Origin of the sequence: Flavobacterium sp. FlaQc-52 (genome assembly GCF_044007495.1) — a bacterium.
Lineage (GTDB): Bacteria > Bacteroidota > Bacteroidia > Flavobacteriales > Flavobacteriaceae > Flavobacterium > Flavobacterium cupriresistens.
Genome location: NZ_JBIPCV010000003.1, coordinates 1 through 20,934 on the forward strand (window position 1 = coordinate 1; position 20,934 = coordinate 20,934).

At 35.5% G+C, this 20,934-nt stretch carries 20 protein-coding genes; 19 read left to right on the top strand and 1 reads right to left on the bottom strand.

Going from position 1 to position 20,934, the window contains the following annotated elements:
- Positions 1 to 453: 453 nt before the first annotated feature.
- Positions 454 to 1,593: a beta-ketoacyl synthase N-terminal-like domain-containing protein gene (locus tag ACHRV5_RS06675; RefSeq protein WP_395426206.1), complete on the top strand. Its 1,140-nt coding sequence runs from the start codon at positions 454 to 456 to the stop codon at positions 1,591 to 1,593.
- Between the two features lie 31 nt (positions 1,594 to 1,624).
- Here the strand turns inward: ACHRV5_RS06675 and ACHRV5_RS06680 are convergent, their stop codons facing one another.
- Positions 1,625 to 1,810, bottom strand: a complete 186-nt coding sequence (locus ACHRV5_RS06680) for a hypothetical protein (RefSeq protein ID WP_395426207.1) — start codon at positions 1,808 to 1,810, stop codon at positions 1,625 to 1,627.
- 107 nt (positions 1,811 to 1,917) lie between these two features.
- On the opposite strand from ACHRV5_RS06680, the gene ACHRV5_RS06685 reads away from it, so the two are divergent.
- The 18 genes from ACHRV5_RS06685 (at position 1,918) to dusB (ending at position 20,901) form a co-directional block, all read left to right on the top strand.
- On the top strand, positions 1,918 to 2,535 hold the full coding sequence (locus ACHRV5_RS06685; protein WP_395426208.1) for a 3-oxoacyl-ACP synthase: 618 nt from the start codon (positions 1,918 to 1,920) through the stop codon (positions 2,533 to 2,535).
- 2 nt (positions 2,536 to 2,537) lie between these two features.
- The gene (locus ACHRV5_RS06690; RefSeq protein ID WP_047774715.1) at positions 2,538 to 2,795 is read left to right on the top strand and encodes a phosphopantetheine-binding protein; all 258 of its coding nucleotides are present in this window, start codon (positions 2,538 to 2,540) and stop codon (positions 2,793 to 2,795) included.
- A 103-nt stretch (positions 2,796 to 2,898) separates the two neighbouring features.
- Positions 2,899 to 4,098: a beta-ketoacyl synthase gene (locus ACHRV5_RS06695; RefSeq protein WP_230004152.1), complete on the top strand. Its 1,200-nt coding sequence runs from the start codon at positions 2,899 to 2,901 to the stop codon at positions 4,096 to 4,098.
- Positions 4,095 to 5,159 carry a beta-ketoacyl synthase N-terminal-like domain-containing protein gene (locus tag ACHRV5_RS06700; protein ID WP_395426209.1) on the top strand — a complete coding sequence of 355 codons (1,065 nt, stop codon included), beginning with the start codon at positions 4,095 to 4,097 and terminating at the stop codon, positions 5,157 to 5,159. Before ACHRV5_RS06695 ends, ACHRV5_RS06700 begins: the two co-directional genes overlap by 4 nt.
- Positions 5,156 to 5,932: a polysaccharide deacetylase family protein gene (locus tag ACHRV5_RS06705; RefSeq protein ID WP_395426210.1), complete on the top strand. Its 777-nt coding sequence runs from the start codon at positions 5,156 to 5,158 to the stop codon at positions 5,930 to 5,932. Before ACHRV5_RS06700 ends, ACHRV5_RS06705 begins: the two co-directional genes overlap by 4 nt.
- On the top strand, positions 5,922 to 6,554 hold the full coding sequence (locus tag ACHRV5_RS06710) for an outer membrane lipoprotein carrier protein LolA (protein WP_395426211.1): 633 nt from the start codon (positions 5,922 to 5,924) through the stop codon (positions 6,552 to 6,554). Before ACHRV5_RS06705 ends, ACHRV5_RS06710 begins: the two co-directional genes overlap by 11 nt.
- Entirely contained in the window at positions 6,520 to 7,155 is a 636-nt protein-coding gene (locus tag ACHRV5_RS06715) for a hypothetical protein (RefSeq protein WP_047774706.1), read from the top strand. The genes ACHRV5_RS06710 and ACHRV5_RS06715 overlap by 35 nt, the downstream gene beginning before the upstream one ends.
- A 29-nt stretch (positions 7,156 to 7,184) precedes the next feature.
- The gene (locus tag ACHRV5_RS06720) at positions 7,185 to 7,808 is read left to right on the top strand and encodes a porin family protein (RefSeq protein ID WP_047774704.1); all 624 of its coding nucleotides are present in this window, start codon (positions 7,185 to 7,187) and stop codon (positions 7,806 to 7,808) included.
- A gap of 40 nt (positions 7,809 to 7,848) precedes the next feature.
- Positions 7,849 to 8,499, top strand: coding sequence for a porin family protein (locus tag ACHRV5_RS06725; RefSeq protein ID WP_230004143.1), 651 nt, complete (start codon positions 7,849 to 7,851; stop codon positions 8,497 to 8,499).
- 3 nt (positions 8,500 to 8,502) lie between these two features.
- On the top strand, positions 8,503 to 9,120 hold the full coding sequence (locus tag ACHRV5_RS06730; RefSeq protein WP_395426212.1) for an outer membrane beta-barrel protein: 618 nt from the start codon (positions 8,503 to 8,505) through the stop codon (positions 9,118 to 9,120).
- A gap of 5 nt (positions 9,121 to 9,125) precedes the next feature.
- Entirely contained in the window at positions 9,126 to 9,497 is a 372-nt protein-coding gene (locus ACHRV5_RS06735; RefSeq protein WP_047774694.1) for a 3-hydroxyacyl-ACP dehydratase, read from the top strand.
- 2 nt (positions 9,498 to 9,499) lie between these two features.
- Positions 9,500 to 9,985 (top strand): hypothetical protein, encoded by a 486-nt coding sequence (locus ACHRV5_RS06740; RefSeq protein WP_395426213.1) that lies wholly within the window; start codon positions 9,500 to 9,502, stop codon positions 9,983 to 9,985.
- 19 nt (positions 9,986 to 10,004) lie between these two features.
- A complete protein-coding gene (locus ACHRV5_RS06745) occupies positions 10,005 to 11,183 on the top strand; it encodes a DUF2062 domain-containing protein (protein ID WP_395426214.1) in 1,179 nt (392 codons plus the stop codon).
- Positions 11,184 to 11,357: 174 nt separating this feature from the next.
- Positions 11,358 to 15,038: a 1-acyl-sn-glycerol-3-phosphate acyltransferase gene (locus tag ACHRV5_RS06750; RefSeq protein ID WP_395426215.1), complete on the top strand. Its 3,681-nt coding sequence runs from the start codon at positions 11,358 to 11,360 to the stop codon at positions 15,036 to 15,038.
- A 1-nt stretch (position 15,039) separates the two neighbouring features.
- Positions 15,040 to 16,557, top strand: coding sequence for a phytoene desaturase family protein (locus tag ACHRV5_RS06755; protein ID WP_395426216.1), 1,518 nt, complete (start codon positions 15,040 to 15,042; stop codon positions 16,555 to 16,557).
- A 9-nt stretch (positions 16,558 to 16,566) separates the two neighbouring features.
- The gene (locus ACHRV5_RS06760) at positions 16,567 to 18,228 is read left to right on the top strand and encodes a C45 family autoproteolytic acyltransferase/hydolase (RefSeq protein WP_395426217.1); all 1,662 of its coding nucleotides are present in this window, start codon (positions 16,567 to 16,569) and stop codon (positions 18,226 to 18,228) included.
- A gap of 2 nt (positions 18,229 to 18,230) precedes the next feature.
- Positions 18,231 to 19,529 (top strand): phenylacetate--CoA ligase family protein, encoded by a 1,299-nt coding sequence (locus ACHRV5_RS06765; protein ID WP_395426218.1) that lies wholly within the window; start codon positions 18,231 to 18,233, stop codon positions 19,527 to 19,529.
- 379 nt (positions 19,530 to 19,908) lie between these two features.
- On the top strand, positions 19,909 to 20,901 hold the full coding sequence (gene dusB / locus ACHRV5_RS06770; protein ID WP_047774678.1) for a tRNA dihydrouridine synthase DusB: 993 nt from the start codon (positions 19,909 to 19,911) through the stop codon (positions 20,899 to 20,901).
- Positions 20,902 to 20,934 lie beyond the last annotated feature (33 nt).

Genomic DNA, 20,934 nt, shown 5'->3' on the forward strand with positions numbered 1-20,934 from the left:
AGAAATATAGGATTTAAAATGCGCTAAGAAGAATACATAACATATCACAATTTGACACATAGCGTTATGTCAATTTAAAAAAAGGAAACGCCTTTTTATGAAGAAAAGGAAAGCGAGATTGATAAAAGAATACATCCTATAAAACCTAAAAGTAACTGTAAAAAGTCATAAAACGTAACGCTATAAATCTGCTTAATCTGCGTGCTAAAAATTCAACACATAGAAATATAGGATTTAAAATGCGCTAAGAAGAATACATAACATATCACAATTTGACACATAGCGTTATGTCAATTTAAAAAAAGGAAACGCCTTTTTATGAAGAAAAGGAAAGCGAGATTGATAAAATAATACATCCCGGTCCTGCAAGGTCTTTTTCTGATCTTGTAGGTTTTAGGAATTTAAACGCATACCTACACGGTTTTAAAAACCTTGCAGGAATAAAAATACACCATGATAAAAGAAGTATACATCACTGCAACCAATTGTATCACCCCATTAGGATTTGATGTCGAATCGAACATTGATGCGCTGGTGAATGGTAAAACGGGTATTCAACAGCACGAAGATTCTTCTTTGATGCCTGTCCCCTTTTATGCTTCTATCATAAATAATGAAAAACTAAACAGCGCTTTTGAAAAAATTAGTGCTGACAAAAAATATTCCCGCTTAGAAAAAATGATGATTTTGGCTTTAGAACCCATCATCAAAAATTCAGGCGTTGAACTAAATTCAAAAACAGCTTTTATCCTTTCTACCACAAAAGGAAATGTTACCGCATTAAAAGAGGATTCTGAAACCAGCTTTCAAAACGCACATTTAGATGTTTTAGCCCAAAATGTTGCTGATTTCTACGGATTTAAAACACAACCCATCGTGGTTTCAAACGCCTGTGTTTCTGGAATTTTAGCTGTTTCCGTTGCCAAAAGATTAATTCAATCAGAGCTTTACGATACTATTTTTATCGTAGCGGGCGACGAAGTTTCTGAATTTGTTTTGTCCGGTTTTAATGCTTTTCAGGCCATGAGTGATGCGCCTTGCAAACCGTATTCTAAAAATAGAACCGGAGTAAGTTTAGGGGAAGCTACTGCAGCTGTTTTACTTTCGACGCAAAATAAAAATGCTAAAATAAAAGTTCTTGGAGACAGTTCAATAAACGATGCCAATCACATTTCCGGACCATCAAGAACCGGGGAAGGTTTGTTTAGAAGTATCCAAAATGCGATAAAAGAAGCACAAATAGATCCTGAAAAATTAGATTATATTTCAGCACATGGAACCGCAACTCCGTTTAACGATGAGATGGAAGCCATTGCATTGAACCGTTTAGGTCTGCAGAATGTTCCTGTAAATAGTTTAAAAGGTTTTTACGGGCATACGCTGGGTGCGTCGGGATTATTAGAAACGGTAATTGCTATTGAATCTGCCAATCAAAACATGCTCTTTGAATCGAAAGGGTATGATGAATTGGGTGTAAGCGAATCCATCAATATCATTGCAAAAAATGAAAAAGCCAACATTGATTACTTTCTAAAAACCGCTTCGGGTTTTGGAGGTTGTAATACAGCTGTAATTTTTGAAAAAGTGAGTTAAAATGGACAAAAAAATTAAACTATTAAATGAATTAATCCGCGAAGAACTGATCTCCTTTTAATTCTTTTTCTTTTAAAATGATAGCTACAATTTTTACAATCTTAGTCTTTGGAATTTGCTGGTTTTCTAAAGCCATTGTAGAAAACACAATACTTGTAAGCTTTCTTGACAAGAAGCTTTTATCTTTTAGTTGCGGATATTTTTCGTAGAATTTCATACCTTGGCTAAGATACAAAAAATTAAACCCAGCGCGTATTTCTAATGTATATTAAGATTGTAGTAATAAATTAGGAAATACAACGAATAAGACTGCAAAAACAAAAAATGACTCAAACCAAAACCTACATACACGATTATTGCACCATCGAAAACAACGAAATTGTTCTCAACGGCACTACTGTTTTCAAAACAGAGCCGACCTCTTTTGGTGATTTCTCTAAACAGGCTTATCGCAATTCTGATATGCAATACCCTAAGTTTTTCAAAATGGATGCTTTGAGCAAATTGGCTTTTTTGGGAGCTGAATTGCTTTTAAGTCCAATAACTTCACCGGAGACAGAAAACAATATTGCCTTGGTTTTGGCCAATAAATCCTCGAGTTTAGACACCGATGTAAAATATCAGGAATCGATTTCAGACCAGGAAAACTACTTTCCGAGTCCCGCGGTTTTCGTTTATACACTACCAAATATCTGTCTGGGCGAAATAAGTATCCGTCATCAGCTGAAAAGTGAAAATTCTTTCTTTATATTTGATGCCTTTAATCCTGATTTTATGTCGAATTATGCGAACATTCTTCTACAGTCAAACAAAGCCGATTTGGTACTTTGTGGCTGGGTTGAATACTTTAATGAGACTTACAAAGCATTTCTTTGTACCATAGGCACGCAGGAAAACACAAAATATACAAACGAAACGATCAATACATTATACAATAAATAATCATGGAAGCATTAAAAGCAGAATTAAAAAACAAAATCATTACTACCTTAAACCTTGAAGATATCGCAGTGGAAGATATTGCTGATAACGATACTTTATTTGGAGACGGTTTAGGATTAGACTCGATTGATGCGCTTGAATTAATCGTGATTTTAGACAAGGACTACGGTATTAAATTGGTTGATCCAAAAGAAGGAAAAACTATTTTTCAATCGATCGAAACAATGGCTGCCTACATTCAGGCAAACAGAACAAAATAATTTTAGACAGCAGATCAAACAACTTGAAAGAATCTTCAGAGATCATCTGAATGCTTTTTTCATAGTTTCAATCTAAAATCTAAAATCATAAATCTAAAATTAGATGAAAGGTGTTGCAATAACAGGAATGGGAATTATCTCTTCGATTGGAAATTCAGTTGAGGAAAATTTCAATTCATTATTAAGTGAAAAATGTGCCATTACTCGTGTTGAGTATATTAAGACGGTTCATGCCGACACAAATAAGGTAGGAGAAATCAAGAAAACCAACTCGGAATTGATTGATGAACTAAATCTTCCTGCTGATAATAACTTTTCAAGAACCGCTATGATTGGTGCTTTTGCTGCCAAACAAGCTGTTGAAAATGCCGGAATTACATCCATCAACGAATTTAGAACAGGCCTTATTTCAGCCACCAGCGTTGGCGGAATGGACATGACGGAGAAATATTATTACGATTACTTCGAAAAACCCGAACTGGTCAAATACATTAGCTGTCATGATGGTGGCGATGTAGCGGATAAAATCGCAGAAGAATTAGGCTTAAAAGGAATGGTAACCACAATAAGCACCGCCTGCTCCTCGGCTGCAAACTCGATTATGTTGGGTGCCCGATTGATTAAAAGCGGTAAACTGGATCGTGTTATTGTTGGCGGATCTGATGCTTTGGCAAAATTCACCATCAACGGTTTTAAAACCCTGATGATTTTATCTGACGATTACAACAAACCTTTTGACAACAATCGTAAAGGTCTGAACTTGGGAGAAGCCGCCGCCTATTTGGTTTTAGAATCGGACGAAATTGTTGCCAAACAAAATAAAAAAGTCTTAGCCAGAGTTTCCGGTTACGGCAATGCCAATGATGCCTTTCATCAAACCGCTTCTTCAGAAAATGGAGATGGTGCCTATTTGGCAATGAAAAAAGCTTTTGAGGTTTCAGGTTTAAAACCTTCCGAAATAGATTATATCAATGTACACGGAACGGCAACTCCAAACAATGATTTGTCGGAAGGAAGGGCTTTACTTCGAATTTACGAAAACGAAAACGTGCCCGATTTTAGTTCAACAAAACCATTCACGGGACACACTTTGGCAGCCGCAGCGGCTATTGAAGCGGTTTACAGTGTTTTGGCTATTCAAAATGGTGTTGTTTATCCGAACTTGAATTTTGAAACTCCAATGGAAGAGTTTGATTTGAAACCGCACACAACTTTAAAAAATAAAAATATAGAACACGTTCTCTCTAATTCTTTTGGTTTTGGAGGAAATTGTTCCACTCTTATATTTTCAAAAAACAAATGAAAAAGAGAACTTATATAAACGGAGTAAGTTGTATTTCGACTCAAAAAACATTTGATACTGTTTTTTTAGAAGAGGCAGTGTACAATCAAAATGACACTGTTCTTAACGTTGTTTCCCCGGTTTACAAAGACTTTATTTCTCCCGCTGCCGCCAGAAGAATGGCAAAAGGAGTAAAAAACGGAATTGTAGCTTCGGCGCTTGCCATGAAGGATGCACATGTTGAAAATGTCGATGCTATTATCACCGGAACAGGATTGGGTTGTATTGAGGATTCAGAAAAATTCTTAAAAAACATCCTTGATAATAACGAAGAATTTTTAACCCCAACTTCTTTTATTCAATCTACTCACAATACGGTTGGCGCTCAAATTGCCCTGACAATCCAATGCAAAGGCTATAATTTTACCTATGTAAATGGAGCTGTTTCTTTTGAATCTGCTCTTTTAGATGCCAAAATGCAGTTGGAAGAAAATGAAGCAAATTCTATTTTAACAGGTGGTGTCGATGAAAATGGCGATTATACCATGTCTCTTTTCAAACTGGCAGGGCGTGTTAAACAAGAAAGCAATGAACCTTTCAATCTTCTAACGCCAACAACAACTGGAGCTGTTCATGGTGAAGGTGCTTGTTTTTTCGTTTTGGAAAATGAAAAAAAAGCCAATACTTATGCTGAAATTCTCGACGTTGAAATTAAAAACACGATCGCTGAAAATGAAATTGAGGCTGAAATAACGGCTTTCTTAAAGGCTAACCATCTGGAAATTTCAGATGTCGATGCAGTCGTTTTAGGTTTTAACGGGGATATGCAATTTGATTCTTATTATAAAATACTGGCTGAAAATGCCTTTTCAAATACGCCTCAGTTGTATTACAAACATCTGTGTGGCGAATACGATACCGCTGCTGCCTTTGGTTTATGGATGGCATCAAAAGTTTTGCAACTACAGGAAGTTCCTGAAATTATAAAAGTAAATTCAGTCGAAAAATCAGTTTACAATACGATTTTATTATACAATCAATTAAGCGGAAAAAACCATAGTTTTACGTTACTATCCAAATGATAACGCACAAAAACATCTCGTTTTTCTTTCTCTTTCTCTTGCTTTTACTGGTTCTTCTGAATCTTTATACGGCAATTAGTTTCTGGTGGTTTCCAGTGATTATTTTAATTTGGTTGGGAATTAATGCCATTCAGTCCTCCCGAATTTCTTCCAATTATCATGTAAAAGCGTACTGCAATAATCCGCTCGAAACAGCAAAAAAAATTGCTTTGACTTTTGACGATGGCCCAAGTTCTTATACCGTAGAAATTTTGGCTCTTTTGAAAAAATACAATGCAAAAGCAACATTCTTCTGCATTGGAAAAAACATAGAAACGCATCCTGAAATCCTGCAACAAATCATAGCCGAAGGTCATCTGATAGCCAATCATTCCTATAGTCATTCTCCCTTTTTTGATTTTTATAATGCAAAAAAAATTGCAGCAGAAATTCAGAGAACAGATGCGTTACTCGAAAAATTCACTTCAAAAAAAATAAACTTTTTCAGACCTCCCTATGGCGTAACCACTCCATCTATACGAAGAGCACTCCAAGTAACCGGACACAAGGTAATTGGCTGGAACATTCGTTCGCTCGATGGTGGTACCAAAAACCGGGAATTAATTTACAATCGAATTATAAAACGTGTTTCTCCCGGCGGAATCGTACTTTTGCACGATACTGCTCCCCACTCTGTTTTGGTATTGGAACAGTTTTTGCAATTTCTGCAACAAAATAAATATACCGTAATTTCAACGGAAGAACTTTTGAATCTTAAAGCATATGAAAGCTAAACTATATCTTTTCCTTTTACTGTTAAATATTGGCAACACCGCGTTTGCTCAGGAACAAAAAATGACGGACTCCGAAATTGCTTCTTTTAAGCAGGACGTAAATGTGGTCTCCAAAAAAATCAAAAGCTTAACTACGGATTTTATTCAATACAAACACCTAGATTTTTTATCGAAGGACATTGAAACTTCGGGAAAAATGAACTTTAAAGAACCTGGTTTATTGCAATGGCAATACAAAAAACCCTACAACTACAGTATTGTTTTTAAAAACGGGAAAATCCTGATCAACGACGAAGGAAAGAAAAGTGCCGTTGATATTGGAAACAGCAAGATTTTTGGCCGTATCAATAAATTAATTATCGGAAGCGTGAGCGGAAATATGTTTGATGACAAAGAGTTCTCCATTTCTTATTTCAAATCGAAAGGACAAAACATCGCCAAATTTATTCCGAAAGATGCTACTTTGAAAAAATACATCAAACAAATCGAACTTACTTTCGACAAAGAAGAAGCGACAGTTGTTCAGGTTAAACTACTGGAATCCTCTGAAGACTATACCCGAATTGTACTTAAAAATAAAGTAATCAATGCAAAAATCGACGATTCCATTTTTACTAATTAATTGCTTTTTGGCGGTTGCTATACTTTCTTGTAGCTCGGTCTCAAAAAAGTATAGTCCAAAAAAATTAGACAAAACGTCTTACCAGGCAACGTATTTTTCAGACTCAAAAACAGACTACGTTTACAAAACCAATATCACGGTTTACGGAAATGAACTGAGCGGAATTTTTATTGCCAAAAAAATAAATGACACTACACATCGCGTTGTTTTTACAACAGAATTTGGCAATAAATTATTGGATTTTGAAATTTCTGAAACCACTTTTAAAGTCAATGCTATTGTATCTGAATTAGATCGCAAAATCCTGATCAATACTTTAAAAGAAGATTTCAGATTACTGCTCAAAAAAGAATACCAGATTCAGGAGCAATTTGAAAACGAATCAGATAATATTTACAAATCTGCAGATGGAAAACGATTTAATTATTTGTTTCTCTCTAAAAAAGACCAAAAATTAGAGAAAGTGGTCCATGCCTCTAAAACAAAAGAAAAAATAACCCTGACATTTAGTTCAGAAAACAATATTTTTGCTGAAAAAATTCAGATAATTCATCAGAATATTAAATTAAAAATTGAATTAAATTACTTTAAATCAGAATAATAAATCAAAACAAACACTATTTCAAACAAATGAGAAAAACGGTAATCATCGCCTTAGTATTATTTATCACGACTATAACATCGCAAGCACAAGTAAAAGTAAGCCCGGGGCTTCGCGCAGGTACAAATTTTTCAACATTAAGCAATATTGAAGATGCCAGCTTTAAAACTGATTTTTATGTAGGTGCATTAGTCGCTATAAAATTTAATAAATATTTTACCCTTCAACCCGAATTAACCTACTCCAGACAAGGCTCTGAAGGAATTTCTTATGATCCTCAAAATCCATATATTAGAAGTTATAAAAAAGACTATGAATTAAATTATCTTTCGGTTGGCGCTGTTGCCAAATATCATTTTAACGGAAGTGGTTTTCATATCTTAGGCGGTCCTTCTGCTGATTTCAAAACAAGTGATAATTTCAAACAAAATGAGTTTGACCCGATTGACTTTGATCTTTCGATTATTGGGGGATTTGGTTATTCGTTACCAAACGGATTAACGTTTGAAGCCAGAATTAAACAGGGTCTTATTGACATTTATGGTTATAACGAATATCAATATAATAACAACAATAATAATAACCGTTATGACGATGCCATCTTAAATCAGGTTTTCCAGATTGGTGTGAGCTACACCTTCAAAATGAAATAAAAACAAATAAAACACAAATAGAAAATAAATAAAAAACCAAATGAACAACAGAAATCTAATAATTGCAATAGCCCTCTTTTTTACAGCCCTAAACCTGCAAGCACAAGTAACGTTCAGACCCGGAGTTCATGCCGGACTAAACATTTCAAAATTCACAGATTCGGATTTTGGAAACAAAACTGATTTCTATATTGGAGCATTTGGAGCTTTAAAACTTTCTAAAGTGTACACTTTACAACCGGAATTGACCTACTCCAGACAAGGAGCTAAAGGAAGTAACGTTCCGATGGGATATACCAGCATTTATAACCCGTCAACAAATACATACACTACGGTTTATAACGAAGGTAGTGTCGATATTTCTTTGCAATATCTTTCTGCCGTTACCATTAATAAATTCAATTTAACAAACGATTTCTATTTGTTAGTAGGTCCGTACTTTGATATTCTTGTTGGCGATGATGTTAAAGTTAATCCTAAAAGCAGAGAAAGAGATTTTAAAAAAGGAGAGGATGTTGACTTAGGAATTGTAGGTGGTCTTGGATACAGTTTAAAAAATGGAATTTCCTTTGAAGGAAGAATCAAAAAAGGGCTTACCAATTCTTTTACCAACTATTATAGCTACAATTATTCAGATGCAACCAATTTAGTATTTCAATTGGGTGCCACTTATACCTTTGGAAAAAAATAAAAAATGATGAGTCAAAAAAAAATAGTTTTCCTCCTGTTTGTTTTTTTTACAATACTACAAACACAAGCTCAGGTTAGTTTTAAACCCGGCTTAAGGGGAGGATTGAGTCTTTCTTCCATTTCTGAAATGCATGGTGATTACAAACCTGATTTTTATGTTGGTGGTTTTGGTGAAATTAATTTAACCAAACGTTATGCACTTCAACCGGAAATCACGTATACCAGACAGGGTTCTAATGACGTTGCCCGAGATTATTTTGAGGCAGGTACTTCAATAGAAAAAGAGGAACGCCTGGATTTAAAACTCGATTATCTGTCGTTAAGTTTACTTAATAAGTTTACTTTTGGACCTGGTATTCAAATCCAATTCGGTCCCTCATTAGATGTGTTGGTAGAGGATAATTTAGCGATCACAAAAAATAGAAATGATATCGCTTTTATTTCCGGAGTTGCTTATCGCTTCCCTTCAGGTCTGACAATTGAAGCCCGTTTTAAAAAAGGTTTTCTTGACGTATTGGACAGCAGTTATTATTCCAACAACTCCAATAATTATTACTGGTTAGGGGAATACAATGTAAATAACAGTTTTCAGTTTGGTGTTTCTTATATATTCGGAAAATAGATACTATGGTTTTAAAAGATTTTTACAAGATTCTTTCGGAGGAAAAAATATCCGATTCGAAATACAATATCACGATTTTGGTCAATGAAAAACACGAAATTTTCAAAGGTCATTTTCCGGGAAACCCAATTATGCCAGGTGTCTGCATGATTCAGATTATCAAAGAACTTACAGAATCAATTACTGCAAGTTCTTTGATGATTCAAACCCTTTCTAATGTAAAATTCATGGCGCTTATCAATCCAGAAGCGACTCCTGAATTACGTTTAGAATTGGATATTGCCACTACAGAAGAGCAGTTGGTTAAAGTAAAAAACACTACGTATTTTAATGATACTGTTGCTTTAAAATTAAGCAACACTTATAAAAAAATATAATTATGAAACTTTTACTCTCCTTACTTTTATGGTTCAGTTTTGTCGGTAATCCGGATTTGGCTTCCATTCGCAAAGCATATCCTGACGTTAATAAATCAGAAGCTAATGCTAAAAGTTTTGTAGAAAAGCTCTCCGGTGTTTCAAACAATGACGACAAAATCTTAGTAGCTTACAAAGCTGCTGCGATCTTATTGGATTCAAAATTTGAAAAAAAACTGAAAGAAAAAATGAATCGCTTCAAGGAAGGGGCAAAATTGCTGGAATCAACCATTGTAAGCGAACCAAACAATATTGAAATCCGGATGATTCGGTTGAGTATTCAGGAAAATGTACCGGGAATTACGGGTTACAAAAAAAACATTAAGGAAGACAAAAAGTATATTACCACCCATTACAGCGAGCAAAATACAGCTTTAAAAGAATACCTAAAAGATTTTGTTTTACAATCTAAGAGTTTCTCCGATAAAGAGAAACAATTCGTAAAGTAAACAAAGAAAAATCTCCCACATGAAACCTACTTTACCACAGCAGGACCTGATTAATTCGACGCATTTTTGTGTGCTTGTTCCCACGTACAACAACCACAAAACTTTAAGAAAAGTCTTAGATTCTGTTTTGGATTTCACTCCCAATATCATCATCATCAATGACGGTTCTACTGATGAAACCAGCACTATATTAAAAGACTATTCGCAATTAACTCAAATTCACCACGCCAAAAATTCAGGAAAAGGGATGGCTTTGAGAAATGGTTTCAAAAAAGCAATTGAACTGAATTTTGAGTATGCCATTACAATTGATTCTGATGGTCAGCATTTTGCTACCGATATTCCAAATTTTCTTGCCGAAATTCAAAAGCAACCCGATTCTTTATTGATCGGAAGCCGAAATATGACACAGGAAAATGTGCCTAAAAAAAGTAGTTTTGGTAATAAGTTTTCCAACTTTTGGTTTTGGTTCGAAACCGGAATTAAACTCGACGATACACAATCGGGTTTCCGACTGTATCCTTTACGTCTCATCCCGAAAAAATACTATACCAATAAATTTGAATTTGAAATTGAAGTTATTGTTCGCTCTGCCTGGAAAGGTATTTTGGTAAAAAATATCCCAATTCAAGTTTTGTATGACCCAACGGAACGGGTTTCACACTTTCGTCCTTTCAAAGATTTCACCCGAATCAGTATTTTAAATACCGTTTTAGTTCTCAATGCCCTTTTGTACATTAAGCCGCGGGACTTCGTTCGAAAAGCAAAAAAAAAAGGTTTTAAAAGATTCTTTCTTGAAGACATTTTAGAAAGCAGTGATTCTAATTTCAAAAAAGCAGCTGCAATTGCACTGGGAATTTTTATCGGAATTTCGCCTTTTTGGGGATTTCAAACCGTATTGCTTTTGTTTTTTGCTACTCTTTTTAAACTCAACAAAGTCATTGCTTATTTGTCATCCAATGTGAGTTTCCCTCCTTTTATTCCATTTGTAATTTATGGATCATTAAAAATGGGCAGCTATTTTGTGTCCACAGACACGCCTTTGGTTTTAGACAGTTCCGTGACGTTTGATGATATTCAAAAAAATGCAACACAATATATCGTCGGAAGTCTTATTTTAGCATCCGTTTTAGCGCTTTCAGTTGGTCTTATCAGTTATTTACTTTTGACTGCTTTTAGCTCTAAAAAAAATAAATAGCAAATAAAGGTTCGCCACAGATTAAGAAGATTAAAAGGATTTCAAATCTGTGATCATTCGCCACGAATTTCACAAATTAAACGAATTAATTGGTGTCAATTCGCGTAATTCACGGCAAAAAAAATCCGTTTAATCCGTTTAATCTGTGGCAAAAAAAATAATAAAAAAATAATTATGCATCACTATTTCTACGCCATTCACTTATTTGTAAACCGAAGAAAAACCCTATCGGTTGTACTGGCTGTTGCGATGCTTTTTGTGTTTGGATTTTTTGCTTCTCAAATTAAATTTGAAGAAGATATTACCAAAATTATTCCAACAAACGACAAATCAGATGTTACGGCAAAAGTGCTTAAACAGCTTAATTTTGCAGATAAAATTACCGTTATTTTCAAACTCGAAAAAAACGGAACCGAAGAAGATTTAACCCAAATGGCCACTGCTTTTTCCGACAGTGTTGCTGTATCCTGTAAACCCTATATCACCGGAATTCAAGGAAAAGTTGACGAAGAAAACATTCAGGAAACTATCGATTTTGTTTACCATAATCTGCCACTTTTTCTGGATACTAAAGATTATGCCGCCATCGGAAACAAGCTCCAAAAAGACAGTATTGCAGCGACCGTTCAAGGCAATTACAAAGCAATTATTTCGCCTTCAGGATTTGTGACCAAAGATTTTATTTTACAGGATCCGTTGGGAATTTCTTTTATTGCTTTAAAAAAATTACAACAACTAAATGTTGGGGATGATTTCACCCTCAATAATGGTTTTGTTATGACCAAAGACAAAAAGAAATTATTGCTTTTTATCACCTCTAATCTTCCATCGAGCGAAACCGAAAAGAATACTCTTTTTGCCGCCAAGCTTCAATCGATTCAGGACCATCTAAATCAGAAATTCAAAACCAAAACTTCGATCAGTTATTTTGGTTCGGCTTTAATTGCGGTTGCCAATGCCAATCAGATTAAAAGCGATATTATACTAACAACATCTATCGCGATGATCACTTTGATGTTGATTCTGATTTTGTTTTACCGAAAAATCCTGATCCCTTTAATTATCTTTCTACCAACGGTTTTTGGAGGTCTCTTTGCTGTGGCTTTTCTGTATTTTATAAAAGACCAGATTTCGGCCATCTCCCTAGGAATTGGTTCTATTTTATTGGGAATCACAATTGATTATTCCATTCATATCCTCACCCATTACAAACACAACAGCGATGTAAAAACGTTATACAAAGACATTACAATGCCTGTTATTATGAGCAGTTCAACAACTGCTGTGGCCTTCTTATGTTTGCTTTTTGTAAAATCTGATGCTTTGAATGATTTGGGAATTTTTGCAGCCGTGATTGTAATGTCTTCTGCTTTTTTCTCGCTTTTAATTGTTCCGCACTTGTACAAACCAAAAGAGCATACTCCTGAGCATAAGAAAAACGTGATCGATAAACTCGCTCATTTCTCCTTTCACAATAATAAATTCTTAATCGGATTTTGTGTTCTCATTACGATTGTTTGCTGCTTTACTTATAATGATGTTGGTTTCAACAATGACTTATCGCAATTAAATTTCGTTCCAAAAGAAATAAAAGCGGCCGAGAAAGACCTCGAAGAAAGCACTAGTCTGACTTCAAAAACCATTTATGTTGCTTCGTACGGGAAAAGTATGGAGGAAGTGCTGCAAAACAACAGCCGTCTTTTTGCTCATTTGGCTAAAGAAAAACAGCAACAGAAAATACTAAATTTCAGTTCTGTCGGCGGTATTATGCTTTCAGAATCTGCTCAAAAACAAAAAATAGATCAATGGAATTCGTTTTGGGATATCCATAAAAAACAACTTCTGCAATCCGAATTAGTTGCCGAAGGTTCCAAATTAGGTTTCAAACCCACAACTTATGCGACATTTTTTGAGCATTTAGATTACAATTTCAAACCCATTACACCAGCTGATTATCTAAAAATTCAGGCGTTACAATTGCATGAATTTGTAACAGAAAAGAAAGGCTTTTATACCATTTCGACCTTAGTAAAAGTGACTCCCGAACAACGTGATCCTTTTATAAAAGCAGCGGAAACTCAAAAAGACCTGATTGCAATTGACCGTCAACAGATGAATGAAACATTCTTTAGCACTTTAAAGACTGATTTTAATTCCCTTGTAAATTATTCTTTTGTGGCTGTAATTCTGATTTTATTCTTCTTTTTCAGAAGAATCGAATTGGTAATCGTAAGCTGTATTCCGATTGTTTTAACGGGAATTGTTACCGCGGGAATTATGGGGATTTTTGGCATTCAGCTGAATATTTTCAGTATGATTGTCTGTACCCTGATTTTTGGCCATGGAGTCGATTTTAGTATTTTCATGACCAGTGCACTTCAAAAAGAATATACAACCGGAAAAAACGAAATTGCCATCTACAGAACTTCCATTATTCTGGCAGTAATCACGACTATCTTAGGAATTGGCGCGATGATTTTTGCACATCATCCTGCGCTTAGATCTATTTCGTCTATCTCCCTAATTGGGGTTTTTGCCGCACTCATTATCACCTTTATTTTTTATCCGATACTGTTCAAACTGTTTTTATCGAATCGTCCTAAAAAAGGAAATGCTCCTTTTGAATTGCGCAGTTTTGTTCACGGTGTTTTGTCTTTTGCCTACTACGGACTTGGTGGTCTTTTAATGTCTCTTTTCAGTTTAATTGTGATGCCGATTATTCCGTTAAACGAAAAAACAAAAATGAAAGGCTTTCGATATGCGATTTCAAAATTTATGAAATCGGTGTTGTATACCAATCCTTATATTCATAAAAAAGTCATTAACAACTTTAATGAAAATTTTGAAAAACCGGCTATTATTATCGCCAATCATTCTTCTTTTCTTGATATTTTATTGGTGGGAATGCTCAGTCCAAAAATTATATTTTTAGTAAATGACTGGGTTTACAATTCGCCAATCTTTGGTGCGACCGTTCGAAAAGCAGGCTTCTATCCGGTATCTGAAGGACTCGAAGGCGGTGTTGAACATTTGCGTCAAAAAGTAAACGAAGGCTATTCGTTAATGATTTTCCCGGAAGGAACACGCTCAGAAAGCAATCAGATTAAACGTTTTCACAAAGGTGCTTTTTATCTTGCCGAAGCATTTAATTTAGACATTCTTCCTGTTTTGATTCATGGTGCTTCAGAAGCCATTCCGAAAGGCGATTTTGTAATTCACGACACCACACTTACCGTTTCGATTCTGGAAAGAATTACACCTGATAATCTTTTGTTTGGCAAAAATTACACCGAAAGAACAAAACAAATCAGTGCTTATTTTAAAGACGAATTTGCTAAAATCCGTCAAGAATTAGAAGGCCCGAAATATTTTAAAAAAATGCTTTTGCACAGTTACGATTACAAAGAAATTGAAATCGTAAACAGTGTGAAAAACGATCTGAAAGTCAACTTAGGAACGTATCACAATCTGAACCAACATCTTTCGACGAACGCTAAAATATTGCATTTATCAAAAGATTATGGGCAATTGGATGTTTTGTTGACGCTACAAGAGCCACAACGAAAAATAGATGCATATAATAAAGACGAAGAAAAATTGGCCGTTGCAAAAACCAATTACATCGTTTCAAAAAGAAAAATTACTTATCTGGACCATTTCGATCTGACTTTACAAGATCAATACGATGCTGTTTTAATTTCTGACGAAAACTATAAAAATGACCTTGAGAAAATTGTTGCTACAACTTCTGTCGTTATTTTAATTGATGCTTCCGATTTAAAAGACACTTTGACTAACTTTGGCTTTAATTCGGTTTTAGACAAAGACTCCATAATTATATTAAAGAAAAACTAGGATGAAAGAGCATTACGACGTCGTAATTGTAGGAAGCGGTTTAGGCGGTTTAGTTTCGTCTATAATCCTGGCGAAAGAAGGCTATAGCGTTTGTGTCCTGGAAAAAAACAATCAATATGGCGGAAATCTGCAGACTTTTGTGCGCGATAAAACCATTTTTGATACCGGAATTCATTATATCGGAGGTTTGAGTGAAGGGCAAAATCTGCACAAATATTTTAAATATCTAGGGATAATTGACCATTTGAAATTAAAAAAAATGGACGAAAATGGTTTTGATATGATCTCATTTGAAGACGATCAAAACGAATATCCACATGCTCAGGGGTATGATAATTTTGTAAAACAATTAGAACCTTATTTTCCCGAAGAGAAAACCAACATTGAAAATTATTGCGATAAACTAAGAACAATCTGCGATTCTTTCCCACTTTATAATCTGGAATGGGGAGGCAAATATGACAATGCCATTTTAGAACTAAATGCGAAGGCAACCATAGAAGAATTTACACAAAACGAAAAGCTAAGAGCCGTTTTGAGTGGTTCTAATTTTCTGTACGCCGGAATTGCAGACAAATCTCCTTTTTATGTGCACGCGCTCTCGGTAAACTCCTATATCCAAAGTTCCTGGCGCTGTATTAATGGTGGAAGTCAGATTACAAAGCAACTGCTGAAACAGTTAAAAAAACACGGTGGAGAGTTTTACAAACACAAGGAAGTAATTCATTTTCCTGTTGAAAACAATAAGGTCACATCGGTAAAAATGAAGGACGGAACGGAAGTTTCGGGTACCTATTTTATTTCGAACATTGAACCGAAAACTACCTTGAAAATGGTCGGGGAAGAAAATTTCAGAAAATCATTCTACAGCAGGATTCAAAGTCTGGAAGGTGTAATTTCTGCCTTTAGTCTTTATATTGTTTTCAAACCAAAAAGTTTCAAATACATCAACCATAATTATTATCATTTTAAGAACAGCCAGGAAGTCTGGACCGCTCATGAGTATGATGAAAATTCATGGCCAAAAGCCTATATGGCATCCATGAATGCCTCAGCAAAAGAAGAAGAATGGGCAGACGGGATGACTTTTATTACTTACATGAAATATGATGATGTTTCGCCATGGGTAGATACCCATAATACGATCGTGGACAAAAAGGATCGCGGCGAAAGTTATGAAGAATTTAAAACCCGAAAGGCTGCTGCTTTTTTAGATCAAATCGAAAAGAAATTTACAGGAATCAAAGACTGTATCCAATCCGTTCATACTTCTACGCCTCTTTCTTATCGCGACTATATTGGCGGTGATAAAGGCAATATGTACGGTTACGTCAAAGATTCAAATAGTCCGATGAAAACCCTGATTGCCTCCAAAACAAAATTAGACAATCTTTATCTCACAGGTCAAAGCATCAACATGCACGGTGTACTGGGGGTAACAATCGGAGCTGTAGTAACCTGCTCGGAAATTGTAGGCAAAGAATATCTGGTTGACAAAATAAATCAAGAATCTGAATAAGTAAGCATTATGAAAAGCAGAAGAATACTTCTTTTCTTTATCGGTATTTCGATGCTGCTAACTTCTTGTGGTATCTCAAAATCAAAACATCATTTACCTGATGTTGTCCGTTATAATGCAACAAAACCGGTAGTGACAAAACAATCGGACAGTGCTTTTGTATCCGGAAGAAATTCGTTTTTAAAAAATAAACAAGGTCTTTGGGAATTGTATGTGGAAGGAGATCCACTTGAAATCGGTCTTAGTACCGGTGCTTTAACAGATTCCCTTTTAAAAAAACAGGAGCAGATTTTTTTCTCCCGAATTGAAGATATTGTTCCCTCTAAATTCCAGCAAAACTTGCTTCGTAATTTTCTAAAATGGTACAATCGAAAATTATATCTCAATGTTCCGAACGAATATCAGGCCGAAATCTATGGAATTTCACAATATACATCGCATACTTTTGACAATCTGGCGCCACAATATCAACGCAATTTGTACCTGCATGGAGCACATGATATTGGCCATGCCCTACAAGATTTGGCCTTGGTCGGTTGTTCTTCTTTTGCGGCCTGGAATGAAAAATCGGAAGACGGAAATCTGATTCTGGGACGCAATTTTGATTTTTATGTCAATGAGGCTTTCGCAGAAAATAAAATAGTTGCCTTTATTAATCCAAAAGAAGGATATCCTTTTATGATGGTAACCTGGCCCGGAATGATTGGTGCCGTTTCGGGAATGAATAAAGAAGGACTGACCGTAACCATAAATGCCGGAAAATCGAAAATTCCTTTGAGTGCCAAAACACCAATTTCTATTCTAACCAGAGAGATTTTACAACACGCACAAAACATAGAGGAAGCCATTGCAATTGTCAAAAAGAGAAACGTATTTGTTTCAGAATCCATCATGGTTGGAAGTGCACACGATAACAAAGCTATTCTGATTGAAGTCTCACCGAAAAAGATGGATGTGTACGATGTTCCCAACAGCGATCAATTAATTTGTTCCAATCATTTTCAGAGTGACGCTTTTAAAAATGACGAACGTAATAAATTTCAAATTGCCAACAGTCACTCGGAATATCGTTTTGAAAGAATGCAGGAGCTCCTTAGTCAAAACACAAAAATTAACCCTCAAATTGCTTCCGAAATTCTCAGAAACAAAGAAGGTTTACAAAATAGTACCTTGGGTTATGGCAATGAAAAAGCACTAAATCAGTTGATGGCGCATCACGGAATTATTTTCAAACCGAAAGAAAAAACGGTTTGGATTTCAGCAAATCCCTATCAATTAGGCGAGTTTGTCTGTTACAATTTAGATTCTGTTTTTAAAGAACGGAAAACAAATCCTCTTCTTTCGTTTGAAGAAGAAAACCGGAACATCGCCAAAGATCCTTTTTTACAAACAACAGCCTTCAAAAACTATAAAAAGTTCAAAACTGAAGATCATAAAATAGATGTATACCTAAAAAATAAAACAAAAATTCCTTTTGATTTTATTCAACAATATCAATCATTAAACCCTGATTATTGGGTTGTGTATTATAAAGCAGGGTTGTATTTTTACCAAAAGAAATACTTTAGACTTGCGCAGGAAAACTTTGAGAAAGCATTGACCAAAGAAGTCACAACAGTTCCTCAAAAACTGGCAATTGAAAAATATTTAAAAAAACTCAAAAGAAAATGAACATGATTCCATCAATAGAAAAGGATTCTTTAGAACAAATTAAAATTTTTCAAGAGCAAAAATTAGCCGACCTTTTAGCCTATGTCAGTCAACATTCTCCCTTTTACAAAAGACTTTTTTCAGGACAGAATATTGACCTTTCAAAAGTAAAAACGCTTGAAGATTTACAACATTTACCCGTAACTACAAAAGAAGATTTACAGCAATACAATGATGATTTTTTATGTGTCCCACAACATAAAATTATCGATTACGCCTCAACTTCAGGGACTTTAGGTGATCCTGTAACTTTTGGTTTAACCGATTCGGACTTGGACCGATTGGCTTATAACGAAGCCATTTCGTTTGCCTGTGCCGGAATCGCAGAAGGAGATGTTGTGCAACTTATGACGACAATTGACCGTAAATTTATGGCTGGTTTAGCCTACTTTTTAGGACTGCGAAAACTAAAAGTGGGTGTCATTCGGGTAGGCGCAGGAATCCCGGAATTACAATGGGATTCTATTTTAAAATACAAGCCTTCTTACTTAATAACGGTTCCTTCTTTTTTATTGAAATTGATTGAATATGCCGAAATTCACGGAATAGATTATAACAACTCCAGCATAAAAGGCGCTATTTGCATTGGAGAATCGCTGAGAAATCAGGATTTTTCGATGAATACGTTATCCAAAAAAATAACAGATCAGTGGAATATTCAGTTGTTTTCGACTTATGCTTCTACAGAAATGAGTACCGCTTTTACAGAGTGCGAGCATGGAATCGGAGGGCATCACCATCCGGAACTAATCATTACGGAAGTTTTAGACGAAAATAACAATCCCGTAAAAAATGGCGAAGCAGGCGAATTGACCTTTACTACTTTGGGCATTGAAGCCATGCCATTGCTGCGCTTTAAAACCGGGGATATTGTACAGCTTCATGATGAACCTTGTGCTTGCGGAAGAAACACTTTTCGAGTAGGTCCGGTAATTGGTCGTAAAAAACAAATGATTAAATATAAAGGAACAACCCTTTATCCGCCGGCAATGAATGATGTGCTAAGCGATTTCGACAATATAGAAAATCACCTTATTGAGATCTCTACCAATGATTTGGGAACAGATGAAATCCTTATAAAAATAGCCGTAAAAAATCAGACTCCTGAGTTTTTACAGGAAATAAAAGACCATTTCAGAGCCAAATTAAGGGTTACACCAAAAATTGAATTTGCGTCAAAAGAAGTTTTAAACCCACTGGTTTTTAACCCAATGAGCAGAAAACCTATTCGCTTTTTTGATTTTAGGAAGACAACTGTTTAGTTTTTTTTAAACCATATAAGTGATGTAAGTTCATATAAACTGGGTGTTTTGCCTCGCTTAACTTGTATCACTTAGATGGTGAAGGTAACGTTTGTAGCTTTGCAACTCTGAACCTTTGCAACTCCCTTCTACTGCAATGAACTTACATCACTTATATGGTGAAACCAACCTACAGCTTTGCAACTCCCTTCTACTGCAATGAACTTACATCACTTATATGGTGAAACCAACCCACAGCTTTGCAACTCCCTTCTACTTCACTGAACTTATATCACTTATATGGTGAAACCAACCTACAGCTTTACCCCCTTTCTCCCTTTGCCCCTCTAAATAGCAATCAATTAAACTAAAAGTTGTAATTTTGCACAAAATATTGAAGATGGTCAAGATTGGCAACATAGAATTACCCGAATTTCCTTTATTACTAGCACCGATGGAAGACGTGAGCGATCCGCCGTTTCGCAGATTATGCAAAACGCATGGCGCTGACTTAATGTACTCTGAGTTTATTTCGTCGGAAGGATTGATTCGTGATGCTATTAAAAGTAGAATGAAGTTGGATATTTTTGATTACGAACGTCCGGTTGGTATTCAGATTTTTGGCGGTGATGAAGAAGCAATGGCCCTTTCGTCTAAAATTGTTTCTGCCGTAAAACCCGATTTAGTAGATATCAATTTTGGATGTCCTGTAAAAAAAGTAGTTTGTAAAGGTGCCGGTGCGGGAGTTTTAAAAGATGTTGACTTGATGGTGCGTTTGACCAAAGCTGTTATTCGCAGTACTGATTTACCGGTAACTGTAAAAACACGTTTAGGTTGGGATGACAACTCTATCAATATCGATGAAGTCGCCGAAAGGCTTCAGGATATTGGCGTTCAAGCTCTAACCATTCACGCCAGAACCCGTGCCCAAATGTATAAAGGTCATGCCGACTGGTCGCATATTGCACGTGTAAAAAACAACCCAAGAATTACAATGCCCATTTTTGGAAACGGCGATATCGACAGCCCCGAAAAAGCATTAAAATATAAAAACGAATACGGCATTGACGGTATCATGATCGGTCGAGCTGCCATTGGTTATCCATGGATTTTCAACGAAATCAAGCATTATTTTAATACCGGTGAACACTTAGCTGCTCCAACGGTCGGAGATCGCGTTGAAGCCGCCAGAAACCACCTGCAATGGTCTATGGACTGGAAAGGCCAGCGTTTGGGAATTGTAGAAATGCGTCGTCATTATACTAATTATTTCAAAGGAATTCACTCTTTTAAAGAATACAAACAAAAATTGGTTACAACCGATGAACCTGAAATTTTATTCGCTATTATGGATGAAATTAAAGACGTTTATGCCGGATACGAATTTGTTTAAAAGTAAAAAGACCTTCAAATGAAGGTCTTTTTT

Coding starts and splice junctions, on each gene's coding strand:
- ACHRV5_RS06740 (WP_395426213.1), top strand. CDS start 9,500: ATGAAACTTTTACTCTCCTTACTTTTATGGTTCAGTTTTGTCGGTAAT.
- ACHRV5_RS06765 (WP_395426218.1), top strand. CDS start 18,231: ATGATTCCATCAATAGAAAAGGATTCTTTAGAACAAATTAAAATTTTT.
- dusB (WP_047774678.1), top strand. CDS start 19,909: ATGGTCAAGATTGGCAACATAGAATTACCCGAATTTCCTTTATTACTA.
- ACHRV5_RS06700 (WP_395426209.1), top strand. CDS start 4,095: ATGAAAAAGAGAACTTATATAAACGGAGTAAGTTGTATTTCGACTCAA.
- ACHRV5_RS06680 (WP_395426207.1), bottom strand. CDS start 1,810: ATGAAATTCTACGAAAAATATCCGCAACTAAAAGATAAAAGCTTCTTG.
- ACHRV5_RS06675 (WP_395426206.1), top strand. CDS start 454: ATGATAAAAGAAGTATACATCACTGCAACCAATTGTATCACCCCATTA.
- ACHRV5_RS06760 (WP_395426217.1), top strand. CDS start 16,567: ATGAAAAGCAGAAGAATACTTCTTTTCTTTATCGGTATTTCGATGCTG.
- ACHRV5_RS06755 (WP_395426216.1), top strand. CDS start 15,040: ATGAAAGAGCATTACGACGTCGTAATTGTAGGAAGCGGTTTAGGCGGT.
- ACHRV5_RS06710 (WP_395426211.1), top strand. CDS start 5,922: ATGAAAGCTAAACTATATCTTTTCCTTTTACTGTTAAATATTGGCAAC.
- ACHRV5_RS06720 (WP_047774704.1), top strand. CDS start 7,185: ATGAGAAAAACGGTAATCATCGCCTTAGTATTATTTATCACGACTATA.
- ACHRV5_RS06745 (WP_395426214.1), top strand. CDS start 10,005: ATGAAACCTACTTTACCACAGCAGGACCTGATTAATTCGACGCATTTT.
- ACHRV5_RS06705 (WP_395426210.1), top strand. CDS start 5,156: ATGATAACGCACAAAAACATCTCGTTTTTCTTTCTCTTTCTCTTGCTT.
- ACHRV5_RS06725 (WP_230004143.1), top strand. CDS start 7,849: ATGAACAACAGAAATCTAATAATTGCAATAGCCCTCTTTTTTACAGCC.
- ACHRV5_RS06695 (WP_230004152.1), top strand. CDS start 2,899: ATGAAAGGTGTTGCAATAACAGGAATGGGAATTATCTCTTCGATTGGA.
- ACHRV5_RS06750 (WP_395426215.1), top strand. CDS start 11,358: ATGCATCACTATTTCTACGCCATTCACTTATTTGTAAACCGAAGAAAA.
- ACHRV5_RS06715 (WP_047774706.1), top strand. CDS start 6,520: ATGCAAAAATCGACGATTCCATTTTTACTAATTAATTGCTTTTTGGCG.
- ACHRV5_RS06690 (WP_047774715.1), top strand. CDS start 2,538: ATGGAAGCATTAAAAGCAGAATTAAAAAACAAAATCATTACTACCTTA.
- ACHRV5_RS06685 (WP_395426208.1), top strand. CDS start 1,918: ATGACTCAAACCAAAACCTACATACACGATTATTGCACCATCGAAAAC.
- ACHRV5_RS06735 (WP_047774694.1), top strand. CDS start 9,126: ATGGTTTTAAAAGATTTTTACAAGATTCTTTCGGAGGAAAAAATATCC.
- ACHRV5_RS06730 (WP_395426212.1), top strand. CDS start 8,503: ATGATGAGTCAAAAAAAAATAGTTTTCCTCCTGTTTGTTTTTTTTACA.